This window comes from Bradyrhizobium sp., from assembly GCF_030697065.1.
GTDB lineage: Bacteria > Pseudomonadota > Alphaproteobacteria > Rhizobiales > Xanthobacteraceae > Bradyrhizobium.
Genome location: NZ_JAUYQU010000140.1, coordinates 34,100 through 59,283, shown reverse-complemented (window position 1 = coordinate 59,283; position 25,184 = coordinate 34,100). Strand labels below are relative to the sequence as shown.

25 protein-coding genes and 1 pseudogene are annotated in these 25,184 nt (G+C 65.0%); 11 read left to right on the top strand and 15 right to left on the bottom strand.

Features of this window, described 5'->3' with window-relative positions; translation table 11 throughout:
- The 9 genes and pseudogenes from Q8R73_RS11475 to rpsT all read right to left on the bottom strand — a co-directional run.
- A partial coding sequence (locus Q8R73_RS11475; RefSeq protein WP_305719654.1) for a DUF2867 domain-containing protein occupies nucleotides 1-458 on the bottom strand: 458 nt, incomplete at its 3' end.
- Between the two features lie 8 nt (nucleotides 459-466).
- Nucleotides 467-1,870: an MATE family efflux transporter gene (locus tag Q8R73_RS11470; protein WP_305719653.1), complete on the bottom strand. Its 1,404-nt coding sequence runs from the start codon at nucleotides 1,868-1,870 to the stop codon at nucleotides 467-469.
- A 310-nt stretch (nucleotides 1,871-2,180) separates the two neighbouring features.
- The gene (gene murA / locus Q8R73_RS11465; protein WP_305719652.1) at nucleotides 2,181-3,476 is read right to left on the bottom strand and encodes a UDP-N-acetylglucosamine 1-carboxyvinyltransferase; all 1,296 of its coding nucleotides are present in this window, start codon (nucleotides 3,474-3,476) and stop codon (nucleotides 2,181-2,183) included.
- Between the two features lie 11 nt (nucleotides 3,477-3,487).
- Nucleotides 3,488-5,929 (bottom strand): DNA topoisomerase (ATP-hydrolyzing) subunit B, encoded by a 2,442-nt coding sequence (gene gyrB / locus Q8R73_RS11460; protein WP_305719651.1) that lies wholly within the window; start codon nucleotides 5,927-5,929, stop codon nucleotides 3,488-3,490.
- A 261-nt stretch (nucleotides 5,930-6,190) separates the two neighbouring features.
- Nucleotides 6,191-7,330, bottom strand: coding sequence for a DNA replication/repair protein RecF (gene recF / locus Q8R73_RS11455; protein ID WP_305719661.1), 1,140 nt, complete (start codon nucleotides 7,328-7,330; stop codon nucleotides 6,191-6,193).
- A 48-nt stretch (nucleotides 7,331-7,378) separates the two neighbouring features.
- A pseudogene (locus Q8R73_RS11450) lies at nucleotides 7,379-7,663 on the bottom strand (GIY-YIG nuclease family protein); the annotation flags it as partial.
- A gap of 58 nt (nucleotides 7,664-7,721) precedes the next feature.
- On the bottom strand, nucleotides 7,722-8,840 hold the full coding sequence (gene dnaN / locus Q8R73_RS11445; RefSeq protein WP_305719650.1) for a DNA polymerase III subunit beta: 1,119 nt from the start codon (nucleotides 8,838-8,840) through the stop codon (nucleotides 7,722-7,724).
- 253 nt (nucleotides 8,841-9,093) lie between these two features.
- Nucleotides 9,094-10,524, bottom strand: a complete 1,431-nt coding sequence (gene dnaA / locus Q8R73_RS11440) for a chromosomal replication initiator protein DnaA (protein WP_305719649.1) — start codon at nucleotides 10,522-10,524, stop codon at nucleotides 9,094-9,096.
- A 1,200-nt stretch (nucleotides 10,525-11,724) separates the two neighbouring features.
- Nucleotides 11,725-11,997, bottom strand: a complete 273-nt coding sequence (rpsT, locus tag Q8R73_RS11435) for a 30S ribosomal protein S20 (RefSeq protein ID WP_305719648.1) — start codon at nucleotides 11,995-11,997, stop codon at nucleotides 11,725-11,727.
- Nucleotides 11,998-12,352: 355 nt separating this feature from the next.
- Between rpsT and Q8R73_RS11430 the strand changes: the two genes are divergently transcribed.
- The 3 genes from Q8R73_RS11430 to Q8R73_RS11420 all read left to right on the top strand — a co-directional run bounded on the left by Q8R73_RS11430 (nucleotide 12,353) and on the right by Q8R73_RS11420 (nucleotide 14,336).
- The gene (locus tag Q8R73_RS11430; protein WP_305719647.1) at nucleotides 12,353-12,670 is read left to right on the top strand and encodes a hypothetical protein; all 318 of its coding nucleotides are present in this window, start codon (nucleotides 12,353-12,355) and stop codon (nucleotides 12,668-12,670) included.
- A 159-nt stretch (nucleotides 12,671-12,829) separates the two neighbouring features.
- Complete coding sequence (gene msrA, locus Q8R73_RS11425) at nucleotides 12,830-13,486, top strand: peptide-methionine (S)-S-oxide reductase MsrA (protein ID WP_305719646.1); 657 nt, start codon at nucleotides 12,830-12,832, stop codon at nucleotides 13,484-13,486.
- A gap of 154 nt (nucleotides 13,487-13,640) precedes the next feature.
- Nucleotides 13,641-14,336 carry a polysaccharide biosynthesis/export family protein gene (locus Q8R73_RS11420; protein WP_305719645.1) on the top strand — a complete coding sequence of 232 codons (696 nt, stop codon included), beginning with the start codon at nucleotides 13,641-13,643 and terminating at the stop codon, nucleotides 14,334-14,336.
- Nucleotides 14,337-14,439: 103 nt separating this feature from the next.
- Here Q8R73_RS11420 and Q8R73_RS11415 read toward each other — a convergent pair whose 3' ends face one another.
- The 3 genes from Q8R73_RS11415 to Q8R73_RS11405 all read right to left on the bottom strand — a co-directional run bounded on the left by Q8R73_RS11415 (nucleotide 14,440) and on the right by Q8R73_RS11405 (nucleotide 16,310).
- Entirely contained in the window at nucleotides 14,440-15,111 is a 672-nt protein-coding gene (locus tag Q8R73_RS11415) for a dienelactone hydrolase family protein (protein ID WP_305719644.1), read from the bottom strand.
- A 63-nt stretch (nucleotides 15,112-15,174) separates the two neighbouring features.
- A complete protein-coding gene (locus tag Q8R73_RS11410; RefSeq protein WP_371126081.1) occupies nucleotides 15,175-15,525 on the bottom strand; it encodes a hypothetical protein in 351 nt (116 codons plus the stop codon).
- Nucleotides 15,522-16,310, bottom strand: a complete 789-nt coding sequence (locus Q8R73_RS11405; protein ID WP_305719643.1) for an alpha/beta fold hydrolase — start codon at nucleotides 16,308-16,310, stop codon at nucleotides 15,522-15,524. Before Q8R73_RS11405 ends, Q8R73_RS11410 begins: the two co-directional genes overlap by 4 nt.
- Before the next feature lie 881 nt (nucleotides 16,311-17,191).
- Here Q8R73_RS11405 and Q8R73_RS11400 point away from each other — a divergent pair.
- The gene (locus tag Q8R73_RS11400) at nucleotides 17,192-18,286 is read left to right on the top strand and encodes an HD domain-containing protein (protein ID WP_305719642.1); all 1,095 of its coding nucleotides are present in this window, start codon (nucleotides 17,192-17,194) and stop codon (nucleotides 18,284-18,286) included.
- Between the two features lie 96 nt (nucleotides 18,287-18,382).
- Here the strand turns inward: Q8R73_RS11400 and Q8R73_RS11395 are convergent, their stop codons facing one another.
- Nucleotides 18,383-19,981 (bottom strand): AMP-binding protein, encoded by a 1,599-nt coding sequence (locus Q8R73_RS11395; RefSeq protein ID WP_305719641.1) that lies wholly within the window; start codon nucleotides 19,979-19,981, stop codon nucleotides 18,383-18,385.
- Between the two features lie 185 nt (nucleotides 19,982-20,166).
- A complete protein-coding gene (locus Q8R73_RS11390) occupies nucleotides 20,167-20,583 on the bottom strand; it encodes a VOC family protein (RefSeq protein ID WP_305719640.1) in 417 nt (138 codons plus the stop codon).
- A gap of 134 nt (nucleotides 20,584-20,717) precedes the next feature.
- Here Q8R73_RS11390 and Q8R73_RS11385 point away from each other — a divergent pair, with 134 nt between their 5' ends.
- The 6 genes from Q8R73_RS11385 (at nucleotide 20,718) to Q8R73_RS11360 (ending at nucleotide 24,049) form a co-directional block, all read left to right on the top strand.
- Nucleotides 20,718-21,704, top strand: coding sequence for a tripartite tricarboxylate transporter substrate binding protein (locus Q8R73_RS11385; RefSeq protein WP_305719639.1), 987 nt, complete (start codon nucleotides 20,718-20,720; stop codon nucleotides 21,702-21,704).
- Nucleotides 21,705-21,778: 74 nt separating this feature from the next.
- Nucleotides 21,779-22,036, top strand: a complete 258-nt coding sequence (locus Q8R73_RS11380) for a DUF3551 domain-containing protein (RefSeq protein WP_305719638.1) — start codon at nucleotides 21,779-21,781, stop codon at nucleotides 22,034-22,036.
- 141 nt (nucleotides 22,037-22,177) lie between these two features.
- Nucleotides 22,178-22,633: a helix-turn-helix transcriptional regulator gene (locus Q8R73_RS11375; protein WP_305719637.1), complete on the top strand. Its 456-nt coding sequence runs from the start codon at nucleotides 22,178-22,180 to the stop codon at nucleotides 22,631-22,633.
- Nucleotides 22,579-22,977, top strand: a complete 399-nt coding sequence (locus tag Q8R73_RS11370) for an SRPBCC domain-containing protein (RefSeq protein WP_305719659.1) — start codon at nucleotides 22,579-22,581, stop codon at nucleotides 22,975-22,977. Before Q8R73_RS11375 ends, Q8R73_RS11370 begins: the two co-directional genes overlap by 55 nt.
- Before the next feature lie 160 nt (nucleotides 22,978-23,137).
- Complete coding sequence (locus tag Q8R73_RS11365; protein ID WP_305719636.1) at nucleotides 23,138-23,506, top strand: DUF1428 domain-containing protein; 369 nt, start codon at nucleotides 23,138-23,140, stop codon at nucleotides 23,504-23,506.
- A 135-nt stretch (nucleotides 23,507-23,641) separates the two neighbouring features.
- Nucleotides 23,642-24,049, top strand: a complete 408-nt coding sequence (locus Q8R73_RS11360; protein WP_305719635.1) for an aminoacyl-tRNA deacylase — start codon at nucleotides 23,642-23,644, stop codon at nucleotides 24,047-24,049.
- On the opposite strand, the gene Q8R73_RS11355 is transcribed toward Q8R73_RS11360, so the two are convergent.
- Nucleotides 24,046-24,243: a hypothetical protein gene (locus tag Q8R73_RS11355; RefSeq protein ID WP_305719634.1), complete on the bottom strand. Its 198-nt coding sequence runs from the start codon at nucleotides 24,241-24,243 to the stop codon at nucleotides 24,046-24,048. The genes Q8R73_RS11360 and Q8R73_RS11355 overlap by 4 nt on opposite strands.
- Before the next feature lie 273 nt (nucleotides 24,244-24,516).
- Here Q8R73_RS11355 and Q8R73_RS11350 point away from each other — a divergent pair, with 273 nt between their 5' ends.
- The gene (locus tag Q8R73_RS11350; protein ID WP_305719633.1) at nucleotides 24,517-25,182 is read left to right on the top strand and encodes a glutathione S-transferase family protein; all 666 of its coding nucleotides are present in this window, start codon (nucleotides 24,517-24,519) and stop codon (nucleotides 25,180-25,182) included.
- The last annotated feature ends 2 nt before the right edge of the window (nucleotides 25,183-25,184 follow it).

Sequence of the window (25,184 nt, the reverse complement as noted above, 5' to 3'; positions counted from 1 at the left end):
TGCGCCAGCATGCTGCGGACCACGAGCCGGTGGAACGGCAGGATGACCGCGAGATAGGTTCGCCCCAGCCGGTTGTGTGTCCTGACCAGCGTGGTCGCGGTGACCTGCTGGCCGGTGCCGTGGGGCGCGACGTCGACCACGACACGGAAATCCAGATGGCTGTCATCGAAGCCGGCGACGAGGCGCTCCGGCGTCTGGCTGATGACCGGAAAGATCCCGATCATGTCCCGGGCGGTGGCCGCGGCACCCGATTTCTTCAGGCCGAACGGCGCCACCAGGATATTGCGCAGGGTCAGCAGCGCGTCGACCCATCGCGGCGCGCGCGCCATCATCCGCTCCGCGGCCCGCCGCGCATCGAGCGCGCGGCCGTCGACCTCGAGGCCAAAGGCATCCGAAAATTGCGCGCCGGCCAGCAGCGCACCGGCATCGACGGCGGGTTTGATCTCGCGGACCTTCATCGCCCCTCCTATCGCAGCGCCAGCCGGTTGGCCAGCAGCCGGAAGCGCAGCACCAGCAGCAAGGCATAGACAGCGGTGCCGCAGGACAGCCCGATCCAGACCCCGATCGCGCTCCATCCGGCCCAGAAGGCGAGCCCCCAGGCGGCCGGAAATCCGATCAGCCAGTAGCTGATCGCCGCGAACAACAGCGGGATCCGCGTGTCGCTCATGCCGCGCAGCGCGCCGGCGGCGACCGTCTGGATGCCATCGGCGACAAAGAACGTCGCGCCCACCATCAGCAGCGTGGCGGTGAGTTCGATGACGCGACCTCCGCTCTCGACCGCCTCGCCGAAGAAGAACCGCGCGATATCAAACCGGCAGAGGATGACGGCCAGCGTCAGGGCGGAGACCAGCGCCATGCCGAGCAGCGTGGCCACGAAGCCCGCCCGCCTGACGGCCGCCGCATCGTTGCGGCCGACGGCATGGCCGACCCGCACGGTGGCGGCTATGCCGATGCCGAACGGCACCATGAACAGGATGGCGGTGACCTGCAGCGCGATCTGGTGCGCCGCCAGCGCGGTGGTGCTGATCAGGCCCATCAGCAATGCCGCCGCGGCGAACAGGCCGTATTCCAGCAGGAACGAGATCGAGATCGGCGCGCCGATCACGATCAGTCGCCGCATCAGCGTCCAGTCGATGCGCCAGATCCGGCCCAGCACCTGGTATTTCCGGAACGGCCTGCGGCTGTGCGCGAACCACAGCGCCGCCAGAAACATGCCGAAGTTGATGATGGTGGTGGCGAGGCCGGCGCCGAACAATTCCAGCCGCGGCAATCCCCATTCGCCGTGGATCAGGAGGTAGACCAGCACGGCGTTGGCCGGTATCGCCACCAGCGTGATCCACAATCCCGGCTCCGGCCGGTTGACCGCGCCCATGAAACCGCGGATGGCGAGAAACCACAGCGCCGGCGCGATGCCCCACGCCAGGCCCATGAGATACTCCTGCGCCAGCCGCGCGGTCGCCGGTTGCTGGCCCAGCGTCAGCAGGATCTGCTCGCCATAAAGCGGCAGCGCCATCAACGGCAGCGAAATCAGCAGCGCCGCCCACAGCCCGACCCGCAGCGAACGCCGTACCATCCGCGGATTGCGGGCGCCGAACGCCTGCGCCGCCAGCGGCGCCACCGCGGACACCAGCCCCATCCCGAAGGTGAAGGTGATGAAGAACACCGAACTCGCCAGCGCCGCGGCGGCCACGGCCCCGTCGCCGAGCCGTCCGACCAGTGCCAGGTCGGTGGTCATCATCGCGATCTGCCCGAGCTGCGTCAGCGCGATCGGCACCGCGAGCTTCAGCGTCTCGGCCAGCTCGATGACGAGGTGGTGGCTGGAGGCGGCGGCGCGGACCGGTGCCGGCTCGATCTTATCAAGGGAAGTCATGGGAGCAGACTAACACCTCCGTAGGCCAATATCGGCGAACAAGCCCGCTCGATCACACCTGGCTTGGTCATCAGCAAAGCCGTCATATGCTATTGCGGTGGGCAATTGTCAGGACAATAAGTCTGTTCTGCCCGAGGATTTGGGAGCTTGCCTGCTGCAGAAGTTGCATTATCGCGACGTGCATCACGCGGGAAATTTATTATGGAGGTCTTTCCGCGCTCGCTTGCCTTCGGCGTATGGCGGTTCGGAGGCAAGTGGCTCCCGACGGATCAATTTCTTTTCAGGACAAACGGTTCGAAGATGAAGGCTTTTACCTTACCCGCTCCGGCACGCGGGTGATTTTCGCCCCCAGTGCATTGAGGCGTTCGTCGATGCGCTCATAGCCGCGCTCGATCTGGTCGGCGTTGTTGATGGTGCTGACGCCCTTGGCGCACACCGCCGCCAGCAACATCGCCATGCCGGCGCGGATGTCGGGCGAGGTCATCAGCGCGCCGCGCAGCCGGCTCGGTCCCGCCACGATGGCACGGTGCGGATCGCACAGCACGATGCGCCCGCCCATCGCGATCAGCTTGTCGACGAAGAACATCCGCGACTCGAACATCTTCTCGAACATCAGGATCACGCCGTCGCACTGGGTGGCGGTTACGATCGCGATCGACATCAGGTCGGCCGGGAATGCCGGCCATGGCTGATCCTCGAGTTTCGGCACATGGCCGCCGAAATCGTCCCTGATCTTGAGGGTCTGGTCGGCCGGCACGATCAGGTCGTCGCCCTCGACTTCGCAGACGATGCCGAGACGCTCGAATCCCATCCGGATCGAGCGCAGATGCCCGACGCCGGCCCGCGCGATGCGCAGCGGCGAACGCGTCACCGCGGCGAGGCCGATCAGCGAGCCCACCTCGATGTGATCGGGCTGGATCGTATAGCTGGCCGGGCCGAGCGTCGCCGGTCCGTGCACGATGATAGTGTTGGTGCCGATGCCCTCGATATCGGCCCCGAGCGCGACCAGGAAATGCGCGAGGTCCTGCACATGCGGCTCCGAGGCGGCGTTGCGCAAGTAGGTGGTGCCGTGCGCCGCCACCGCGGCGGTCAGCGCGTTTTCCGTCGCCGTCACGCTGGGTTCGTCGAGGAACACGTCGGCGCCGCTCAGACGGCTGGCGCGGAACTCCAGCCGGTCGGTGGCGGTGACGGTGGCGCCGAGCTGCTCGAAGGCGAGAAAATGGGTGTCGAGACGGCGCCGGCCGATGACGTCGCCGCCCGGCGGCGGCAGCATCACCTCGCCGCAACGGGCCAGCAGCGGTCCCGCCAGCAGGATCGAGGCGCGGATCCGCGCGCACAGCACCGGATCGAGATCGGCGGCGCGAATGTTCTTGGCGTGGATCGCCAGCGTATTGCGCGCCTGCCATTCGGCCGACGCGCCGACCGAGCGGATCAGTTCGACCAGCGTTTCGGTGTCGCGAATCCGCGGCACGTTCTCCAGGGTGACCGGATGCTCGGTCAGCAGCGCCGCCGCGATGATCGGCAGCGCGGCGTTCTTGTTGCCGGACGGCTCGATGGTGCCCGAAAGCCGGTGACCGCCCTCGACGATGTATTGAAGGGGCGGCATCGGCTCGTTGCTCACACGTCGACGTTGGCGCTGAGTGAATTGTCCTGGATGAATTCGCGGCGCGGTTCGACCACGTCGCCCATCAGCTTGGTGAAGATGTCGTCGGCCTCGTCGACTTCCTTGATCTTGACCTGCAGCAGCGAGCGCTCATTGGTGTCGAGGGTGGTTTCCCAGAGCTGGCCCGGGTTCATCTCGCCGAGGCCTTTGTAGCGCTGCAGCGTCACGCCCTTGCGGCCGGCGTCGGTCACCGCCTCGAACAGGCTGACCGGCCCGTGGATCGCGGTCTCGGTGTCCTTGCGGCGCAGCAAGCCAGGCTTCGGATAGGCTTCCTGCAGCCTGGCCGCGTAATCGTCGAGCTTGCGCGCATCGGCCGAGCCGAGCAGCGCGTCGTCGATCATGGCGACGTCCTTGACGCCGCGCACGGTGCGCTCGAACAGGAACCCCTGGCCCTCGGTGAAGCGCCCGGTCCAGCCGCGCTCGACTTCATCGGCCAGCGCGTCGAGCCGGCGCGCGATGTAATCCGCGGCCGCGTTGGCGGTGGCGAGGTCGCCGGTGATTTTCGGGCTCATTACGCCGGCGATCGCGGCCTGCTCGATCACCTTGCGGTTATAGCGGCTGTGCAGATTGTGCAGCGTGCCGCGGATGGCGCGGGCATCCTCCACCAGTGCCAGCAGGTCGCGGCCCGCGCGGCTCTCGCCGGATGCCAGCTTGAACACGCAGTCGTCGAGACCGGTCGCGATCAGATAGTCTTCCAGCGCGCGTTCGTCCTTCAGGTACTGTTCGGACTTGCCGCGCGTCACCTTGTAGAGCGGCGGCTGCGCGATATAGAGGTAGCCGGACTCGATCAGTGACGGCATCTGGCGGAAGAAGAAGGTCAGCAGCAAGGTGCGGATATGGGCGCCGTCGACGTCGGCGTCGGTCATCAGGATGATCTTGTGATAGCGCAGCTTCGACAGGTCGAAATCGTCGCGGCCGATCCCGGTTCCGAGCGCGGTGATCAGGGTGCCGATCTGCTCCGAGCCCAGCATCTTGTCGAACCGCGCGCGCTCGACGTTGAGGATTTTTCCGCGCAGCGGCAGCACCGCCTGGAATTCGCGGTTGCGGCCCATCTTGGCGGAACCGCCGGCGGAATCGCCCTCGACGATGAACAGTTCGGACTTGGCGGGATCCTTTTCCTGGCAGTCGGCCAGTTTGCCGGGCAGCGAGGCGATATCGAGCGCGCCCTTGCGCCGCGTCAGCTCGCGCGCCTTTCGCGCGGCCTCGCGCGCGGCGGCGGCCTCCACCACCTTGCCGACGATCACCTTGGCCTCGGCGGGGTGTTCCTCGAACCAGGCGGCCAGCGCCTCGTTGAGCACGTTTTCGACCACCGGCCGCACCTCGGAGGACACCAGCTTGTCCTTGGTCTGCGAGGAGAACTTCGGATCCGGCACCTTGACCGAGAGCACCGCAGTCAGGCCCTCGCGGCAATCGTCGCCGGTCAGCGCGATCTTTTCGCGCTTGGCGATGGCATCGGCATAGCCGTTGACCTGGCGCGTCAGCGCGCCGCGGAAACCCGCCAGATGAGTGCCGCCGTCACGCTGCGGAATGTTGTTGGTGAAGCACAGCACGTTCTCGTGGTAGCTGTCGTTCCACCACAGCGCCGCCTCGACGCCGATGCCGTTGAGCTCGGCATTGATCATGATCGGGCTGGGCACCATCGGCTTCTTGTTGCGGTCGAGATACTTCACGAACTCGTTGACGCCGCCGTCGTAGCGCATCTCCTCGCGCTTCTCGACCGCATGGCGCATGTCGGACAGCACGATATTGACGCCGGAATTCAGGAAGGCGAGCTCGCGCAGCCGGTGCTCCAGCGTCGCGAAGTCGTATTCGACGTTGGTGAACGTCTCCTTCGAGGCGAGGAAGGTCACCTCGGTGCCGCGCTTGCCGTTGGCGTCGCCGACCACCACGAGCGGCGCCACCGCGTCGCCATGGGCGAACTCGACGAAGTGCTCCTTGCCGTCGCGCCAGACCCGGAGCTGCAGTTTCTCCGACAGCGCGTTGACGACGGAGACGCCGACGCCGTGCAGTCCGCCCGACACCTTGTAGGAATTCTGGTCGAATTTGCCGCCGGCATGCAGCTGGGTCATGATGACCTCGGCGGCGGAAATGCCTTCGCCCTTGTGGATGTCGACGGGAATGCCGCGGCCGTCATCGCGCACGGTGACCGAGCCGTCGGCGTTGAGCAGGACCTCCACCGCGCTGGCGTGGCCGGCCAGCGCCTCGTCAATGGCGTTGTCGACGACTTCATAGACCATGTGATGCAGGCCGGAGCCGTCATCGGTATCGCCGATATACATGCCCGGCCGCTTGCGCACGGCGTCGAGGCCTTTCAAAACCCGGATCGATTCCGCACCGTATTCGATAGGGATGGAATGCTCAGTGTCGGCGATGGTTTGCCGGGCAGGTTCTGTCATGTGAGGCCTTCGAGGATGTCCCGAATCAGCGGCGCAAGAGAGGGCGCTGATCGGTCTATTTGTGCCATGAAAGGGACAATGCGCCTAGCGCAAAGTATCTATCAGCAAGCTATTGAATAAATGGGATTTTTTGAAGATTTTTCAAGGCGGGCAGAAGCCGATTCGGAGGCGTCGCAAAAGCGCGACCGGCAAGCTGATTCTTGATCGGGACGGAGCGGATTTCGCGTGCCGTCCGGCCTGCAGGCAGGTCGGCCCGCTGGCTCAGCCGGGGCGGGCGATCCGGCCGGAATCGACCTCGAAAACTTCGCCTGACGTGCCGATGTCGGCGAATGCCGCGGGGTCGGCGCCGGTCATCCAGACCTGCGAACCGAGCCTGGCGAGTTCGTCGAACAGCGATCGGCGCCGGCCGGGGTCGAGATGGGCGACCACCTCGTCGAGCAGCAGCAGCGGCGTGATGCCGGTCATCTCGGCGACCAGGCTCGCATGTGCCAGCACGAGGCCGATCAGCAGCGCCTTCTGCTCGCCGGTGGAGGCGTCGCGGGCCGGCATGTTTTTCGGCGCGTAGATCACCTGCAGGTCGGTCAGATGCGGCCCGTCGAGGGTGCGGCCGGCGGCGGCGTCGCGGGCGCGGCCGGCGCGCAGGATCGCGCGGTAGCGATCCTCCACCGCGGTGGCGGGCTCGTTGACCAGCGCGTTTTCCATCCAGCCGTCGAGCATGATCCTTGCGGAAGGAAACGCCGAGGCGTCGCCGCGTTCGCGTAGCATCGCGGCCAGCCGCGTCACGGTCTGGCTGCGCATCGCCGCGACCGCGACCGCGAGTTCGGCGGTCTCGCGTTCGATCGCGTCGCACCAATGGTCGTCGTAATTGCGCACTTCCAGCAGCCGGTTGCGCGAGCGCAGGGAGCGGTCGAGCGCCGACACCCGGCTGGAATGTTCCGAGTCGATCGCCAGCACCAGCCGGTCGAAGAACCGCCGCCGCTCCGACGCCGCGCCGAGAAAAAGTCCGTCCATCGACGGCGTCAGCCACACCATGCGCAGATGATCGCCGAATGCGGTGGCGGAGCCGACCGGCTCGCGGTCGATCCGGCAGCGCCGGCTGGTCGCGGCACCCTCGCTGCCGGGCGGGTCGATGCCGGTGCCGAGCGTGGCGAGGCCGAGCGCGCCCTCGACCTCGGCGGACACCGCCCAGGAGCCGTCGCCCTCGATATCGGCGACGTCATCGAGCGTGGCGCGGCGCAGGCCCCGTCCGGGGGACAGGAACGAGATGGCTTCGATGCAGTTGGTCTTGCCGGCGCCGTTCGGCCCCACCAGCACCACCACATCGCCGCGCGTCTGCAGGCTCGCCGCGCGATAATTGCGGAAGTGCGTCAGCGTCAGCCGGTGGATGCGGGAGGCGGTCATGTCATTCGTCATTGCCGGGCTTGACCCGGCAATCCATCGTCCGCGTCGGCGGACAATCTCTTCGTACAAGTCCCGCCAATCCGGATTGCTTGCAACAATCAGATCGATTTTCCACTCGCGCGACCAATGCTTGATGTTCTTTTCGCGTTGAAGCGCTGCGGCGATAGTTTCGTGCGCTTCGAACTATACCAGCGTCTTGATGCCGTACCGCTTGGTAAAACTCTCGGCCAGGCCCTCACGGTGCTCGTAGACGCGCCGCACCAGATTGTTCGTCACGCCGATATACAGCGTTCCACCGGGTTTACTGGCGAGAATGTACACCCAATAGGTCATTTTTCCGAAGAGGATGGATTGCCGGGTCAAGCCCGGCAATGACGAATGAATTCGTTTACTACACCCGCATCGGCATCAGCACGTACAGCGCGCCCTTGGAATCCTTGTCCTGCACCAGGGTCGGCGAACCTGGATCGGCCAGCCTCAGGACCGCGACTTCGCCCTCGATCTGGGCGGCGATATCCAGTAGATAGCGCGAGTTGAAGCCGATATCGAGGGCGTCGGAGGCGTATTCGACCTCGAGCTCCTCGGTCGCGCTGCCGGAATCCGGGTTGGTCACCGACAGCACCAGCTTGCCCGCGGACAGCGCCAGCTTCACCGCGCGGCCGCGCTCGCTCGATATGGTCGAGACGCGGTCCACCGCGGCCTCGAAATCCTTCTTGTCGACGATCAGTTCCTTGTCGTTGTTCTGCGGGATGACGCGGCCGTAATCCGGGAACGTGCCGTCGATCAGTTTCGAGGTCAGCACCACATGGCCGATGGTGAAGCGGATCTTGCCCTGCGACAGTTCGATGCCGACCTCGCCCTCATTGTCGTCGATCAGCCGCAGCACTTCGCCGACGGTCTTGCGCGGCACGATCACGCCGGGCATGCCGTCCGCGCCCTTGGGCAGGGCCAGATCGACCTGCGCCAGCCTGTGGCCGTCGGTGGCGACCGCGCGCAAGGTCGCCGCCTTGGCGGTACCGGCCGCGTGCAGATAGATGCCGTTGAGATAGTAGCGGGTCTCCTCGGTCGAGATCGCAAACTGGGTGCGGTCGATCAGCCGCTTCAGGTCGGCGGCGGGCAGCGCGAAGGAATGCGTCATGTCGCCCGCGGCGAGATCCGGAAAATCGTTTTCGGGCAGGGTCTGCAGCGTGAAGCGGGAGCGGCCGGCGCGGATCGCCAGTACCGCGCGGTCGCCGTCGCCTTCCAGCACGATCTGGGCGCCGTCGGGCAGTTTGCGCACGATGTCGTAGAACATGTGCGCCGGCACGGTGGTCGAGCCGCCGGTGGCGGTTTCCGCCGCCAGCGTCTCCGTCACCTCGAGGTCGAGGTCGGTGGCTTTCAGCGCCAGCCGGGCGCCTTCGGCGCGGATCAGCACGTTGCCCAGGATCGGAATGGTGTTGCGGCGCTCGACCACGCGATGGACGTGGCCCAGCGATTTCAGCAGTTGCGCGCGTTCGACGGTGACCTTCATAGCAATACCCGCCTGATCCCTAAGATGGAAAAGCCGGGCGGCCCAGAAAGGCGCGCCGCGGCATTTGAAACCCGAAAAGCCTGATCGGAGCTGGATTTGATCAAACCCGCGGGGGGACCGCAAGGTGGCGCGGATGGCCCGCCAGCGCAAGCGGAACGCGCGGTCGTTCCCCACGTTTCGCCGGAGAAGTTCGGGATTTCCCGTCGAGCCGGCGTTCGCCGGGACGAAGCGTGGAGCGGCCCGCCGGGCTTTTTCACTCCTGCAATTGGCGCTTGAGCGATTCGACCTCTTCGGAGAGCGCCACGTCCCGGGAGACCAGCGCCTCGATCTTGCGCACGGCATGCAGCACCGTGGTGTGGTCGCGTCCGCCGAAGCGGCGGCCGATTTCCGGCAAGCTCCGCAGCGTCAGGGTCTTTGCCAGATACATCGCGACCTGGCGCGGGCGCACCACATTCGCGGTACGCCGCGACGACAGCAGGTCGGAGCGGCTGACATTGTATTGCCGGGCCACCACCCGCTGGATGTCCTCGATCTTGATGCGCTTGGGTTCCTGCGGGCGGACCAGGTCGCGCACCTCGCGCTCGGCCATTTCCAGCGTCACCGGCTGGGCGTTGAGCTTTGAGTGCGCCAGCAGGCGGTTGATGGCGCCCTCGAGGTCGCGGCCATTATGGGTGATGGTGCGCGCCAGATAATCCAGCACCGGCGCCGGCACGTCGAAGGTGGCGTGATGCGCGCGGGCTGCCGCGACACGCGACTTGAGGATTCCGAGCCGCAACTCCTCGCCGAGCGATCCCATCTCGACCACGAGGCCGCCGGCCAGCCGCGAACGCACGCGGTCGTCGAGGCTTTCGAGATCCGACGGCGGACGATCCGCCGCAATCACCACCTGGCGGCCGGCGTCGATCAGCGCGTTCAGGGTGTGACAGAATTCGGCCTGGGTCGATTTGCCCTGCAGGAACTGCAGGTCGTCGATCACGAGCACGTCGATGCCGCGCAGCGCTTCCTTGAAGGCCAGCGCCGTCTGCGTCTTCAGCGCCGCGACGAAGCCGTACATGAATTTTTCCGCGGTGAGATAGAGCACCTTGCGCTCGCTGCCGGAATTGCCGGCCCAGGTCACCGCCTGCAGCAGATGGGTCTTGCCGAGGCCGACGCCGGCATGGATGTAGAGCGGGTTGAACATCACGCTGTCGCCGCGCCGCCCCTCTGCCACCTGACGCGCGGCTGCGTGCGCCAAAGTGTTGGAGCGGCCGATGACGAAACTTCCGAAGGTCAGGCGCGGATCGAGCGGCGAGCCGCCGAGCGCGTCATGGCTGGCGGACACCGGCGCGATCGCGGTGGCGCGCAATTCGGGCGCGGGGCGGCCGTCGGCCCGCTCGGAGCGGCGGGAATCGATCGGTACGGGAGCTTCCTTGGCCGGCGCCGCGCAGCGCATCGCGGTGCGCACGGTGAGGTCGATCCGGTGCACTTCCGGCATCTCGGCCTGCCAGCAGGTGAGAACGCGTTCGGCATAATGCGCCTGGATCCAGCTCTTGAGAAACCGCGTCGGCACCGAAAGCCGCACGCTCTCGTCCTGCACGCTCTCCAGGTCCATCCGCGCGAACCAGCTCGTATAGACGTCCTCGCCGACGCTCGAACGCAGCCGGCCCTGCACGCGCGACCAGCGATCCTGTTCAATATTTGTCATTTTCTGACGACTTTTCTGATGGAGGAAAGTTCCCGACGGAGCCGCGCGCGTTTCCGCGCGCTCGTGACCTCGAGCGAAGCCTGGTCTCCAGCCATAGACAGGCCGTCCGGCGAGACGCCGTTGGCTCACATCTTCAGCTGGAGAGAAGCGTTCGCGAGGTCAGCGCATACTCAACGGTCTGTCCGGAGCTCGCGCGGGGGGCCGCGTGCAGGCGGCGTCTAAGGCGTCCAATACGTCATCGGTTGCAACTGGCATCTGGTCGATTACCGCGATGATTCCGTAAAGCATACAGCCTCCCCCTCTCGCCGCGATTGCCCACGGCGAGGTGTCATACTAAGCGTGTTTCAAATTCAGCCGGCAGCGCCCGAAGCCTGGAATCGTTCAGACGCTATTGCCGTTCCGTTCAGCCCGTTTTTCTAACCCGTTGTTCCGGTGCTTCGCCCCTGCAATTCCCGGCTGGCCAGTCTCGTATCTCTCTTGTTCGAAGCGAGCGGAACAAGCATGCCCCACTTGAGAAATTTCGACACAGAACCACATTCCTCATATTGCTATGAGGTCTACTCCGACAATCGCTTGGAAAGCGTCGCCAACGCGCACACCGCCGCCGATTTGCACGTCCGCCCCGTTTCTTAAACCGCGCTGGTCTGAAGAACCGTGGGCGCCGCGAACGCCCTAAGAGATACATCATGCCCTGTTTCCCGCAACGAAAATGATTCAGCGCGAGCGCCGGAAAAACCACTTCGCACCCGCGAAATCAGCCGGTGCGTTCTGGAGCGAGCGGCAAGGTTTTGAATCTGCGCACAGATTCGAAACCCCGAAGCGCTGTGACATTTCTGACAATCGCTTAAAATAAATTCATAATTTGTTTACGATTGAGTGTGGCGGGAATGAGTTTTCCAACAAGCTGTCGCCACTATGCCGATAAGTGACTACGCAAGCGCCATTTTTTTTGATCGTCGGAAGAGGGTAACCCCGAACGGTTTTGCAGCGCGATGGCGGGGAGGCAGTTGCTATTTGCAAAGTGCGGCCGAGCATCATGCAGCTTGCAAGCTGGCGAAGTTTATAAGCCCGCCTGCCTGCATAACGCCAGTAGAATCACGGGCGCGCGAGCTTTTCGCGCGATGTCCACGGCGGTGTGGTGCAAGTACAAAAAGAAAAAGCCCGGCGTGACCGGGCTTTCCTGACGAATGTCTTTTTTGATCAGTCTTGCTTGGCGAGCTTGGCGATCTGATGCGCGAGTCGCGAAACCTTTCGGCTCGCATTGTTCTTGTGAATGATGTTGCGCTGCGCCGCCTGCATCAGTTCCGGCTCCGCGCGCGTCATCGCCTTCAGCGCCGCTTCGCGGTCGCCGCTCTTGATTGCTTCCTCGACGGTGCGAACCGCGCCGCGCATCTGGGTGCGGCGGGACTTGTTGACGATGGTGCGGCGGGCAATCTTGCGGGTCGCCTTCTTGGCGGAAGTTGTGTTGGCCATGTTCTCAAATATCCTTCGGCGGTGACCGGTCGCTGATTGGTCGGGCTTGAGCGCGCCGGCCGTTCAACCGCCTGATCGAAGCTGGTGTTTTCCGGATGTTCCCGAGATGCCATTGCAAGCCACGCAAACAGGCTGACATGACGGCGTCGTGCAAAGAACAGCGGCGGCGGGATTGCGCCCGCCGCCATTGCCGGTCTTATAGAGGGCGCGCCTTGCAGCGTCAACGCCTTAGCCGCTCCCGGGCGCCCGGCGACCGGGCTCGAAAGCCCGGATAAGCTGCTGAAGCGGTTGAATTTCCTCGATGGCCCCGGTAATCCCTGTGCGCGTTCGGGGCACGACAGACACAAGGTGACGCATGATCCGCGGTTTCTTCCGACTTGTGGGGCTCTTGCTGCTGGCCGGCGGTTTCATCTTCATGGTCTATGATGGTGCCCGCTGGGTCGCCGATCAGACCCTGCGATTTACCGAGTTTGGCCAGTTCTGGAACGATATCCATCAGTCCAGCCAGCAGGCGTTCCGGGCCTGGCTCGAGGGCACCGTGCCGTGGCTCTGGACCAGTGTCGTTAGGGTGGTCCTGGACCAGCCGGTTTTTGCGGTGCTGGGCGTGCTTGGCATTCTCCTGATGCTGCTGTTCCGGCCGCGCAAGCCGCTGATCGGCTATTCCCGGAACTGAGCCGGCCGCGCGCTGCCGCGCTTGTGTTCGACCCGACAGCGTAACGGGGCTGCCGCTTCCGCCGTAAAGACCTATATTGGACCTACAGATGATGCGTTCGAAGGGCGGCGTCTCCGGGGGTACCCGGAACGTGGCCTTCGACATCGAGAGGTGATCCCCATGTTCTTCATGCGCAAAACCACCGCCCTGCCGAGCGCCGCCGAGGCGCTGCCGGGCCGCACGACGCCGATCCCCACCGCTAAAACCCATTTCGTCAATGGCCGCCAGTTGCAGCCGCCATATCCCGCGGGCCTGGAGCAGGCGGTGTTCGGGCTCGGCTGCTTCTGGGGCGCGGAGCGCAAATTCTGGGAACTCGGTGACGGCATCTACACCACAGCCGTGGGTTACGCCGGCGGTCACACCGCGAACCCGACCTACGAGGAGGCCTGTTCGGGCCGCACCGGTCACACCGAGGCGGTGCTGGTGGTGTTCGATCCGAAAAAGATCTCCTATGAGCAACTCCTCAAGACGTTCTGGGAAAGCCACAACCCGACGCAAGGCATGCGCCAGGGCAATGACGTCGGCACCCAGTATCGTTCCGCGATCTACACGTTCGGCGACGCGCAGCATAAGGCCGTCGAAGCGTCGAAGGCGGTTTACCAGAAAGCCCTTGCCGTGAAAGGTCTCGGCGCCATCACCACCGAGATCGCGCCGGCAGGCCAGTTCTATTTCGCCGAGGATTATCATCAGCAGTATCTGGCCAAGAATCCCGCCGGCTATTGCGGACTTGGCGGCACCGGCGTGTCCTGCCCGATCGGCGCCGGCGTCAGCGCGTGAACTTCTCACCCTCCCCTGCGGGGGAGGGTGATCACCCGATCCCCCGCGCCAACGATTTATTAACCATAAGCGGTGCAAGACTTAGGCTGTCTCGCTATGAGGGATGGCTCCGGTGCGGGTTGCGCGCGCGTTTCGACTGCCTGTTATTGTCGCCATGGCTGCGCTCGCTCTGTCGGGCTGCATGCGTCCGTCCGGGCCGGTCGTGCAGTCGCAAGCCGATCTGGATTCGATCGCCTACGGGCAGCCCTATCGTCCCGCTGTTGTCGCCGATTCCGGCGGCGGCGCGATCGCGGCACTTCGCAGCAGCTTTGCCGCACCTCGGGCCGATGCCCCGCCTGCCGTCGTCTACGCGGCCGCGCCGATGCCGATGCCGATTCCCGTGGCCCACGACACAGCCTACCATCTCGATGCCGGCGACCGGCTGCGGGTCGTGGTCTACGGCCAGGAAGGTCTCACCAACACCTACGCCATCGACGCCGGCGGCTCCATCACGATGCCGCTGATCGGCGCGGTGCCGGCGCGCGGTAAGACGCCCGCGCGCCTCGCCGCCGACATCACCGCCAAACTGCGCAACGGCTTTATCCGCGAGCCGTCGGTGGCGGTGGAGATCGAGGCCTACCGGCCGTTCTTCATCCTCGGTGAGGTCGCCGCTCCCGGGCAATACCCCTACGTGCCCAACATGTCGGTCGAAAGCGCGGTAGCGATCGCCGGAGGTTTCTCGCCCCGCGCCCGCCGCGATCGCGTCACGCTCACCCATACCGATGCGGCGGGTTCGATGCGCACCGTGGTGCCGCTCGGCACCGCCATCAGCCCCGGCGATACCGTGGTGGTCGGCGAACGCTGGTTCTGACGAAGTACTTCGTCATCCCGGGGCGCGCGTGAAACGAGCGAACCCGGGATCTCGAGATTCCGGGTCTGGTCCTGCGGACCATCCCGGAATGACGCCGGGCTTACTACCTCAAATGCTCCGCAAAAAACGCCATGCTGCGCGGCCAGGCGATGTCGGCGCTGGCCTTGTCGTAGCTGGCCCGCTCGTCGCAATGAAAACCGTGCTGCGCGCCGGGATACACATGAATCCCGACCTCAGGCCGTTTCGCCCTGATGGTTTCTACGTCGGCAAGCGGAATCCCCGCGTCCTTCTCGCCGAAGTGCAGTTGCGTGGGCACCTGTGGCCGGTCGTCGGCGAAGCGGACGATGGCGCCGCCGTAATAGCCGATCGCAGCCTTCAGGCCCTGGAGTTTCGTGGCGGCGGCATAGGCGATGCTGCCGCCGAGGCAGAAGCCGATGATGCCGACCGGGCCGATATGTTTGACGGCATCGATCGCAGCCTGGGTGTCGCGCAGCATCGCCGCCCAGTCGGGACTGGCGATGAATTTGCGCGCCGTCGCCACTTCGTCCGGCGAATAGCCGCACTCGAAATCGGGCTGGGTGCGATCGAAGATCGCGGGCGCGATCGCGACATAGCCTTCACCGGCGAGACGGTCGCAGACCGCGCGGATGTGATGATTGACCCCGAAGATTTCCTGGATCACCACCACCGCCGCCTTCGGCGCGCCGGCGGGGTCGGCGCGGTAGCCGCCCAGTTGGAAACCATCCGAAGCTGTCAGTTTGATCTGTTGTCCCACGGGTCATCCCTTGGTTGAGAGTTGATCTTTCGAGCACGGTCGAGAAAGCGCCGCGGCGCGCCGCTATTGCCACATCCAGTTATGGCCCCAATCGCCTTTCCAGCCGGCCAGCCGGCCGCCGCGGAATTGCAGATAGAGCCGGTGACGGTGCGGAAACAGCCCGCTGCCGCCGATGTCGCGGAACGCCAGGAAGATCTCGTTGCCCGGGCGGCCCTTGATGTAAGCGAGCGGAACGCCGAGCGCGCGAGCGGCATCCCCGGCATCCATGCCGAAGGCCAGCGGCGTATTGTTCGATGACGTTTCGACGAACGGCGGCGGGAAGGGACCGCCAAACGGTGGAAGTCCTTGCGCATGGACGGCCGCCGGCATTCCTGCCAGCACCGCAACGAGGATGGCGGCGGCGATTGGCCTCATGACGCGGCCTTCGGCGTTGCCTTGGCGTCGAGGCTGCCGAGGAAGGGCAATACCGCGTCGATGAAGGCTTGCGGCTGGTCGATATTGACGGCGTGGCCGGCGGCGGGGATCACCACCTTCACGGCTCCCGGAATTTTGGCCGCCATGTAGTCGGAGGCGGCGAGGAACGGCGTGTCGTCGGCGCCGACCACGACCAGCGACGGCACCCTGATATCGGGCAGCGATTCGATGACGCGGGCGTCGCGCTGGGTCAGCATGCCGCGCGCGGCGCGCGCCAGTCCCGAGGCGTCGCGATGGCTCACCTCGGAGCGCTCGCGGCTGGCGGATTTCAGCACGGCGAGCCCCTCGCGCTCGAAGCGGTCCCCGGTCTCCCGCGCGCGCTGGTTCCAGGCCTCGCGGGCCTCGTCCTTCTTGAATCCGGGGCCGGTGTCGATGATCAGCAGCGCGCGCACCCGTTCCGGATGCGCGCGATAGAACGCCAACGACATATAGCCGCCGAGCGACAGCCCGCCGACGATGGCGCGGGGAGCGCCGACCTCGTCGAGCAGCGCGGCCATGTCGGCCACCGTCGCTGCTTCGCTGTAGGCGGAGGGATCGTCGGGATAGCCGGAGCGGCCATGACCGCGCATGTCCCACAACACCAGTTGGTGATTTTTCGACAGCGCCTCGATCTGGCCCTGCCACATCTCGCCGGTCGATGAATAGCCGTGGGTCAGCAACAGCGGCGGGCCGGAGCCGTGAACCTCGTAGTAGATGTCGATCCCGTCACGGCTGAGCTTTGGCATCGCGATTTCCTGATGAATTGCTGAATCTGGTCCGTGACCTTAGTCTAATATCCGGAATCATAAATGGGGATTTGCCTGCCGACCCCTCGAGACGGTGGCGATGGCGGCATGAGACACGGCGCCTCGCCGCTTGGCGTCGCCTGCGACAAATCAACCCGTCGGGCAAGATTTCGCTTTTACCGAAACCCGAAACACCGTTAAGACTCACGCCATCCTGTTCCTGAGGAAGGGGCGTTGGCCATCGTCACCGAACGTTGGGATGGGATGCGGTGGACGCTAAGGCATCGGGCGCGCGATGGATTGCAGGGCGGGATAAACTCCGTGAGCAATCTTCAGGACGCGCAGACGAGCGATGACGGAGCGTACGGCAAAATCGTGTGGACCTGGCGCCTCAGTGGTCGGCGTCAAGTCTCGCGGAGGCGCGAAAGCCCGACCGGGCTCGAGTGTCAGGTTCCGCGGGGCGACGGAGGCGAGAAGAATCCGATACTCCGGGGTGAGCGCGAGATAAGCCGTAAAGCCATTGCGCAGGGAATGTCGGATGCTCTCCGCTGCCCTGTATGCTCGTGTGCACCTCTTTCGCACAACTTCGCACACGAGACCGCGGGTGCAGCGCGCATCCGGCATTCCCTGCTCCCTCATTGGAGGGAGAACGAAAGCAAACCTCGGGCAGATCGTGCCGCGAGAGGGCAGACGCGTATCTGGTGGTTGAAGTGGATCGCAACTCCCAACGGTATTAGCTCCCAGTGCCAACCAAGGTCATCGAGATCGTTAAACTTTTAACGTTCGCACTGGCTCCGCATTCACGATGCCCATTAAGCCTGGAAGAACCACTCATGGGGTAGCCTCGGGTTGCAACTTCGCCGTCGCTTTACCGAGGATCCATGACAGTTCCAGTCCCTCAGTCTTCGCCCAGACGCCGGCTGCTGCTGGCGTCGGACCGGAACGATCAGAGCCGCGAACTGGCCGCCATTCTGCAGACGGTGAGCGAGGTCGATACCGTCGCGATGGCTGACCTGCCCGACGCGCCCAGCCAGTTCGCGGGCGTGGTGGTCGATATCAACCTGCGGTCGCCCGAAGCCGTCCAGCTGGTCCGCAACAAGCTGCGCTCGGAGCGCTACCGCGCGATGCCGCGGCTGTTCGTGCTCGCCGACGCGCTCCACCACGGCTCGATGCAGGCCTGGGCGCTCGGCGCCACCGACACCATCGCGCGGCCGTTCGATGCGCCGGCCATTCTGCAGCGCATCCGCGCGGCGTTTCCCGACAGCCATGGCTACGACGCCACCGATCGCGGCAAGGCCCTGAACCGGGGCGTCGAGGCCGCCCATGCGGTGATGGTCCGGATGTTCGAGAAACTTCCCCAGGGCGTTCCGCTGCAGTTCAGCGACATCGTGGCGGCCGAGCGCAAGATCATCAAGGCCATCGAGCATTCGTCACTGCGCGAATGGCTGACCACGGTCGGCTGCCACCACGTCGACACCTATCGCCATTGCCTGTTCGTCACCGGCTTTGCCGTCGCGTTCGCGCAGCACCTCGGCATGTGCGAGGACGATCAGCGCCGGCTGGCGCGGGCCGCCCTGCTGCACGATGTCGGCAAGGCCTTCGTTCCCGTCGCGATCCTCGACAAGCCGGGACCGCTGACATCGGAAGAAATGGCCGAAATACGCCGGCATCCGCGCCGCGGCTACGACGTGCTGGCGGCCCAGGGCGGCTTTCCGCCGGAAATGCTCGACGTGGTCCTGCACCATCACGAATTTCTCGACGGGACAGGCTATCCCGATGGGCTGCGCGGCAACCAGATCAGCGACATCGTGCGGCTGACGACGATCGTGGATATCTATGCCGCATTGGTGGAAAAGCGCGCCTACCGGCTGCAGCACACCCATGCCAGGGCGTTCGCGATGATGGAGGAGATGGGCGACAAACTCGACCCGCATCTGCTGCAGGCCTTCCGCCCGATCGCGTTCGGGTATCATTGAGCGGCTAACACCGTCATTCCGGGATGGTCCGAAGGACCAGACCCGGAATCTCGAGATTCCGGGTTCGGCTCTGCGAGCCGCCCCCGGAATGACACCTCACAGTGTCTCCTGGTCCAGCAGCTTCCGCAGTTCCGCCTTCGCCACCTTCTCCAGCGTCGAGCGCGGCATGTCGTCGACGAAGTGGATTTCGCGCGGCACCTTGAAATCGGCCAGCGCGCCGCGGCAGGCGGCCATCACGCTGTCGTGCAGGTTCTTGGGCGCGCCCGCGACGCCGGCGGCGGGAATGATGAACACCACCGGCACCTCGTCGAGCATCGGGTGCTTCTTCGCCACCACCGCGGCCTCGCGCACGCCCGGCACCACCGCGATCACCTGCTCGATCTCGGACGCCGCGACGTTCTCGCCGCCGACCTTCAGCATGTCCTTGGCTCGGTCGCCGAATTTGATGAAGCCGTGGTCCAGCAGCGTGACGCGGTCGCCGGTGATGAAATAGCCGTGCTCGTCGTAACTCTCCCGCGTCGCCTTCTCGTTGTGCAGGTACTCCTGAAACAGCGACAGTCCGGGAACGCCCTTGATCAGCAGGTTGCCGGTGTCGCCGACCGCGGTCGGCGCGCCGTCGTCACCGGTGATGCGGATGGCGTATTCCGCGGCGGCCCGGCCGATCGACATCGGGATATTGGGCTGGTCGACCTCGCCGACGATGCCGTGGGTGATGGTCTCGGTCATGCCCCACCACCCGATCATCTTGATGCCGAAGGCGGCGAACGGCGGCGGATCGTTGATCGCGGTGCCCCACAGCCGGAACTTGTGATTGCCGGGGATCTCGTGGTCGAGCAGCGCCTTCATGCAGAACGGGATCGTCGAGGTCCAGGTGCAGCCGTGCTGCAGCGCCACGCCCCAGAAACGGCTGGCGGAGAACCGCGGCTGGATCACGCAGGTGGCGCCGACCCACAGGCTCGCCAGCATCGAATAGGCCAGCGCATTGGTGTGGAACAGCGGCAGATAGGTCTGGTGCACGTCGCCGGCGTGCAGATCCTGGTGCGCGGCGTTGATCTTGGCGCCCCACAGCGCATTGGCGTGGGTCCACAGCACCGCCTTCGGGCGCGACGTGGTGCCGGAGGTGTATTGCACGCTGCAGGGGGCTTGCGGATCGGTGGCGCGGCGCGGCCGGTCGGCGCTCTCGGCGAACAGCGCTTCGAAACGGTCGCCGCGTTGCGGATTGAAGCCCTGCGCCGGTGCCGCGCCGGAATCGTGCGAAATCACCGCGAGCCAGCGCAAATTCCGGCAATGCGCCGCTACCATCTCGGCATAGGCCGGCTGGGTAATCGCGGCCACCGCGCCGCAATGACCGGCAAAATATTCCACTTCCGCCGGCGCCGAGCGGGTGTTGGTGGTCACCGCAATGGCGCCGAGCTCGACGCAGGCGAACCAGCTCAGCATGGCCTCGATGCAGTTGTCGAGATGGATCAAGACATACTCGCCGGGCTTGATGCCGCGCGCGGCAAGCCCGGCGGCCAGCGCGCCGACCCGCTCGTGAAACTCGCCATAGGTCCAGTTCCGCGCCGGCGCATCGAACGGCGCCCAGATCAGAAACGGATGGTCGCGCCGCGTCTCCGCCCGCATCCGCAGCAGCCACGGCACGTCGAGCCCCGCAAACGGCCCCACGATGCCGGGCGCGGCCTGAGAATTGTTCATTGGTCCTCCCGCGCAGCCTTTCCGGCTGCCTTCACGTGTTCTTGCTTGGAACCAGTTCTGCCATTGGATCGCGCGGCGGGCAAATCGCGCTTTGAGTCGTGTGTCATTCCGGGGCGATGCGAAGCAGCGAACCCTGGAGGAGATTCCGGGTTCGGCTCTGCGAGCCGCCCCGGAATGACGGTGAGTTACGCGCCATCCTCATACGACGAAATCTCGATCAGACTGCCGTCGGGATCCCGGCAATAGACCGATCGCAGCGTGCCGCGGGCGCCCTGTTTGGCGACCGGGCCCTCCTCGATCGCCACGCCATGCGCCTTCAGATGCGCCACCACCTCGTCCGGCGCGCTGGAGGTGAGAAAGCACAGATCGTCGCTCCCGGCGGCGACGTGGTCCGCGGTGAACCACTCGACCTTGTCGGCGTCGCGCGGCCGCACATTGATCTTCTGGTTCCCGAACCTGAGCGACGTTCTCGGCGTCTTGCCCGGACCCGGATCGAACACCTGGACCTCCATGCCGAGGATCGTTCGATACCATTCGGCGGAACGCGCCACATCGGCTACATTGATCACGATGTGATCGAGCGCGTCGACCATGACAGCCATGCGTCATCCTTTCGTCGGGGTTGAGGACGATCCGCCGCACTGGCCGTCGCCCGCATTGTTTGTTAAACGGCGGCCGTTATCAATTCAACAGATGCGGACCGTGCGATACGACGCGGCCGCCGGGAGAGAACTGAATGACCTCACGTCGTACCGCGATTTGCCTGATCGCCACGGGTATTTCGATCGGCATTTCGGCAATGGCATCGATCGGCACCGCCGCGGCGCAGAATTATCCGACCCGGCCGGTGAAATGGGTGGTCGGTTATCCGCCCGGCGGCGCCACCGATATCATCGCGCGGCTGATCGGCCAGCGGATGTCCGAGCGCCTTGGCCAGCAGTTCGTGATCGAAAACAAGCCCGGCGCCGGCAACAATATCGCCACCGAGTCCGTGATCAATGCGGAACCCGACGGCTACACGATCCTGCTGGTCAATCCCGCCAACTACATCAACGCCTCGCTCTACGCCAACCTGAAGTTCAACGTTGTGCGCGACCTTGCGCCGATCGCGGCATTCAATCGCGTGCCCAACGTCATGACGGTCGCCAAGGACGTGCCGGCCAACACGGTGGCGGAGTTCATCGCCTATGTGAAGGCCAATCCGGGCAAGGTGAATCTGGCGTCGTCGGGCAACGGCACCTCGGTGCATCTGTCGGGCGAAATGTTCATGATGATGTCTGGCGTCAAGATGCAGCACATTCCCTACCGGGGCGCTGCGCCCGCGCTCACCGACATGCTCGGCGGCCAGGTCCAGCTGATCTTCGACAACATGCCCTCGATCCTGCAGCATATCCGCGCCGGTTCCTTGCGCGCGCTGGCGGTAACCTCGACGGCGAAATCCCCGCTGTTGCCCGACGTGCCCGTTCTCGCCGACACCATTCCGGGCTACGAGGCGAGCGCGCTGTTCGGCGCGGCGGCGCCGAAGAACACGCCGAAGGAAATCATCGAGAAGCTGAACAAGGCGTTCAACGAAGTGCTCGCGGAACCCGCGATCAAGGCCAAGCTGATCGATCTCGGCGGCGAGCCGTTGCCGGGGCCGCCGGAAGCCTTCGGCAAGATGATCGTGGCCGAAACCGAAAAGTGGGAGAAGGTGGTCAAGGCCGCCGGCCTCAAGGTCGAGTGATCTGCATCACGGAACATTGCGGGCGTGATCTGGTTTTCTTGGCGGCGACGCAACCCAGACCAGGAGACCAGATCATGCGCAATGCAACAATGGCAGTGTTGGCCGTGCTGGCGGCAGGCGCCGCCACCATAGCCAGCCCGACGCCGGCCGCGGCTTACGATTACCCCTATTGTGCGCAGGGCAGGGGTGTCGGCATTCCCGGCGACTGCTCGTACCAGACCTATGCCCAATGCATGGCGAGCGCGTCGGGCCGCAACCTCTATTGCAACGTCAATCCGCGCGCGGCCTTGAATCAGCAGCCGCGGCGTGGACGGACCTACCGGAACAACTGAAACCGGTACTCGGCTTCCGCCGTCACCAGGCTCGTCCAGCGAGTCCTGATGACGGTGAATCGCCGGACCACCATCACTGTCCTCACGTCATCACTGGCGGGTGCTTGACCCGCGTATCATTGTGCCGATATATTAAACCTCATGGTTAAGCATAACGATGAGGTCCTGAACCGCACCTTCGCCGCGTTGGCGGACCCGACGCGGCGCGCGCTGCTGGCGCGGCTGGGCAGCCGGGACAGCATTTCGGTGAGCGAACTGGCGCAGCCGTTCGCGATGTCGCTGCCCGCGGTCATGAAACATCTCGACGTGCTGTCGGACGCAGGGCTAATCGCGCGCGAAAAGACCGGGCGCACCGTGGCGTGCCGGCTGACCGCCGATCCGATGGAGCAGGCGATGCAGTGGCTCAATCGCTACCAGCGCTTCTGGACCGAAAATCTCGACCGCCTCGCCGCATTCCTGGAGGAAGACACATGGCCACCTCATCAGCCGCTGCCGGCAATGCCGGTCTCGCCAGCCGGCCGAGCCTCACCCTCACGCGTCGTATCGATGCGGTCCCCGAAAAAGTCTACGCCGCGTGGACCGACCCGGAAAAAATAGCGCGCTGGTTCGGCCCCGCGCAGGTCAAGCCCGGCTCGGTGCGGGCGGATATCGATCTGCGCGTCGGCGGCCGCTACCGCATCAGCTTCGAAGCCGGGGACGGCGAATATTTTCAGGTCGACGGCGTCTATCGCGAGGTGACGCCGAACGCGCGGATTGCGTTCAGCTGGGCGTGGCACTCGACGCCGGAGCGGGAATCGCAGGTCACGGTGTCGCTGCAGCCGGATGGCGGCGGCACGCTGCTGACGCTGCACCATGAACAATTCTTCGACGAAGCCGCGCGTGACGGCCATGCGCGCGGATGGAGCGCGCTGTTCGACAAGCTGGAAGAATTTCTCGCGTGAAGAGCGCGGTTGGCGTGCGGATCGACCGGGTGCGGCTACGTGACCAGTACCGGCCCGCGGCGGTCCTGGCATCTTGTTGCCATAACTCAAGGATTCAGTTGCGCATTGCGGGCGCTCATCGGCTGCAGCTCGTCATGGCGAACAAGGAGAGGAAGAACCAATGTCCTATGTCGACGGCTTTATCGTTGCGGTCCCCAAGAAGAACATCGAGGCCTATCGCAAAATGTCCACCAAATGCGGCAAGGTCTGGCGCGAATACGGCGCGCTGGACTACCGCGAATGGGTCGCCGACGACGTCAAGCCCGGCAAGCTCACCTCGTTCCCGCGCGCGGTCAAGATGAAGCCCGGCGAGACCGTGGTGTTCTCCTGGATCACCTACAAGTCGCGCGCCCAGCGCGACAAGATCAACGCCAAGGTGATGGCCGATCCGCGACTCAAGAACATGATGGACGCGATGGACTCGAAGTCGGCTCCGTTCGATGGCAAGCGGATGATCTATGGCGGCTTCGAAAGCCTGGTCAAAGTCTGAAACCGCGTACCGTCGCGCGGAATTCAAGTCTGCGGATAACTGCCCGGCTGCGCTGGACGAGCGTGCCGGGCGCGAGCTAATTTGTCTGAACGACTGCGTAAAAGAACAAGAACCGTTGCGGTCCAGGGCGTTCGCGTGAGCTTGCAGGTTGCCATTCTGAAGGTCTTGGCCAGTCACGACAGCGGCCGGGCCACGCTCGCTTCCCTCAAGAGAGACATCGCGGTTCTCTCGGCCAGCGGCGCGGAATGGAGCGCGCGGATCAAACGTCTTGCCGCCCGGGTTGCCGCGATCGACATTTTCGGCTGCGGTTACGTGCTGCGCGACGCCGAGGGATGGCAAATCACTGCAGCCGGCCGGGAGTTTCTCGACGCGCTTGAAGCCGTCACCCAGGATAACCAGCCGCCGGTTCCGGTCCGGCGTTCGGCCGATGTCCCCGAGGCGTCCGTCCGACCGGAAGGCGCCCTGATCGTGATCGGCCACCGGTTCAAGAGCCGGATCGGACGTCACCGCGAAGCGGCCCCGCGCAATCCCAGGGCGATTTAGGCGGCCGGCCCCGCCTGTTCCCCGGCGATGGCGCGATCGATGGCGTCGATCAGGACCTGGGTCTCGAGGAATTTGAGCCGCGCCCGCTCGGCCTTGTCGCGGTCGAACGGGGCGGCCAGCGTCTTGGCGAAGGCATCGCGGTCGTCGGCCATGCGCTGGCGCGCCTTCTTCAGCGTCTCAATTCGCTCGCTCATGGAGCTTTCTCTTTCGGTTAATCGCGCCGGATCGTTCAATCCTGGATCCTGTTTATCGTCTCTGATCGTTTCGAACGCGTTACCATCGCCGCGGTCGCGTTGCACGATCCATGCGGCGACCGGCCCGGGCGATCGCGTCAAAAGCCCGGGCTTTCTGCACAACATGAGAAGCTGGTGCGGGAAGGTCTGACAGGCTGCCGGGGATTGACTGCGGTCCGTGGCGCCGGGTAGGGACGTGACCAACACGGTATGTGCAGATCGATGGCAGGCGAGATGATCCTTTATTCCGCGTCGTTGAGCATGTTCGGTGCGAAGGTGCAGATCGCCCTGATCGAGAAGGATATCGATCACCGACTGGTCATGGTGCCGTACGATCGCGATCGCGGATACGAGCCGCGACATCCCGAGGTGCTGCGGGTCAATCCGAAGCGCCAGGTGCCGATATTGATCGACGGCGACGTCGAGCTTTTCGACTCGACGCAGATCTTCGAATACCTGGAGGACGTACGGCCGGCGCCGCCGCTGTGGCCCCGCGAACCCGCGGCCCGGGCCACCGCGCGTCAACTCGAGCTGAAGTCCGATGAGGTTTACTTCCCGCATGTCGTCCGGTTGATGGGATTGCAGGACAGGCCCGACGATCCGTCAGCGGTCGCCGCCCGCGACGGCGCGTCACGCTATTACGCGGAGATGGAGGCGCGCCTGGTTGATCGCGAATGGCTCGCCGGCGACTACACTTTCGCAGACATTGCATTCTACATGGCAGCTCTGTTCGGCGAACGCATGGGCGCGGTGCTGGGGCCGGAAACGCCGAAGCTGCTGGCTTGGCGCGAGCGCATGACCTCGCGTCCATCCGTCATGCCGGTTGTGTCCACGATGGCGGGCTACCTGTCGAGCCAGCGGCGGCCGGTGCCGGGATGGCTTGCCGCGACCGCCAGATAGCA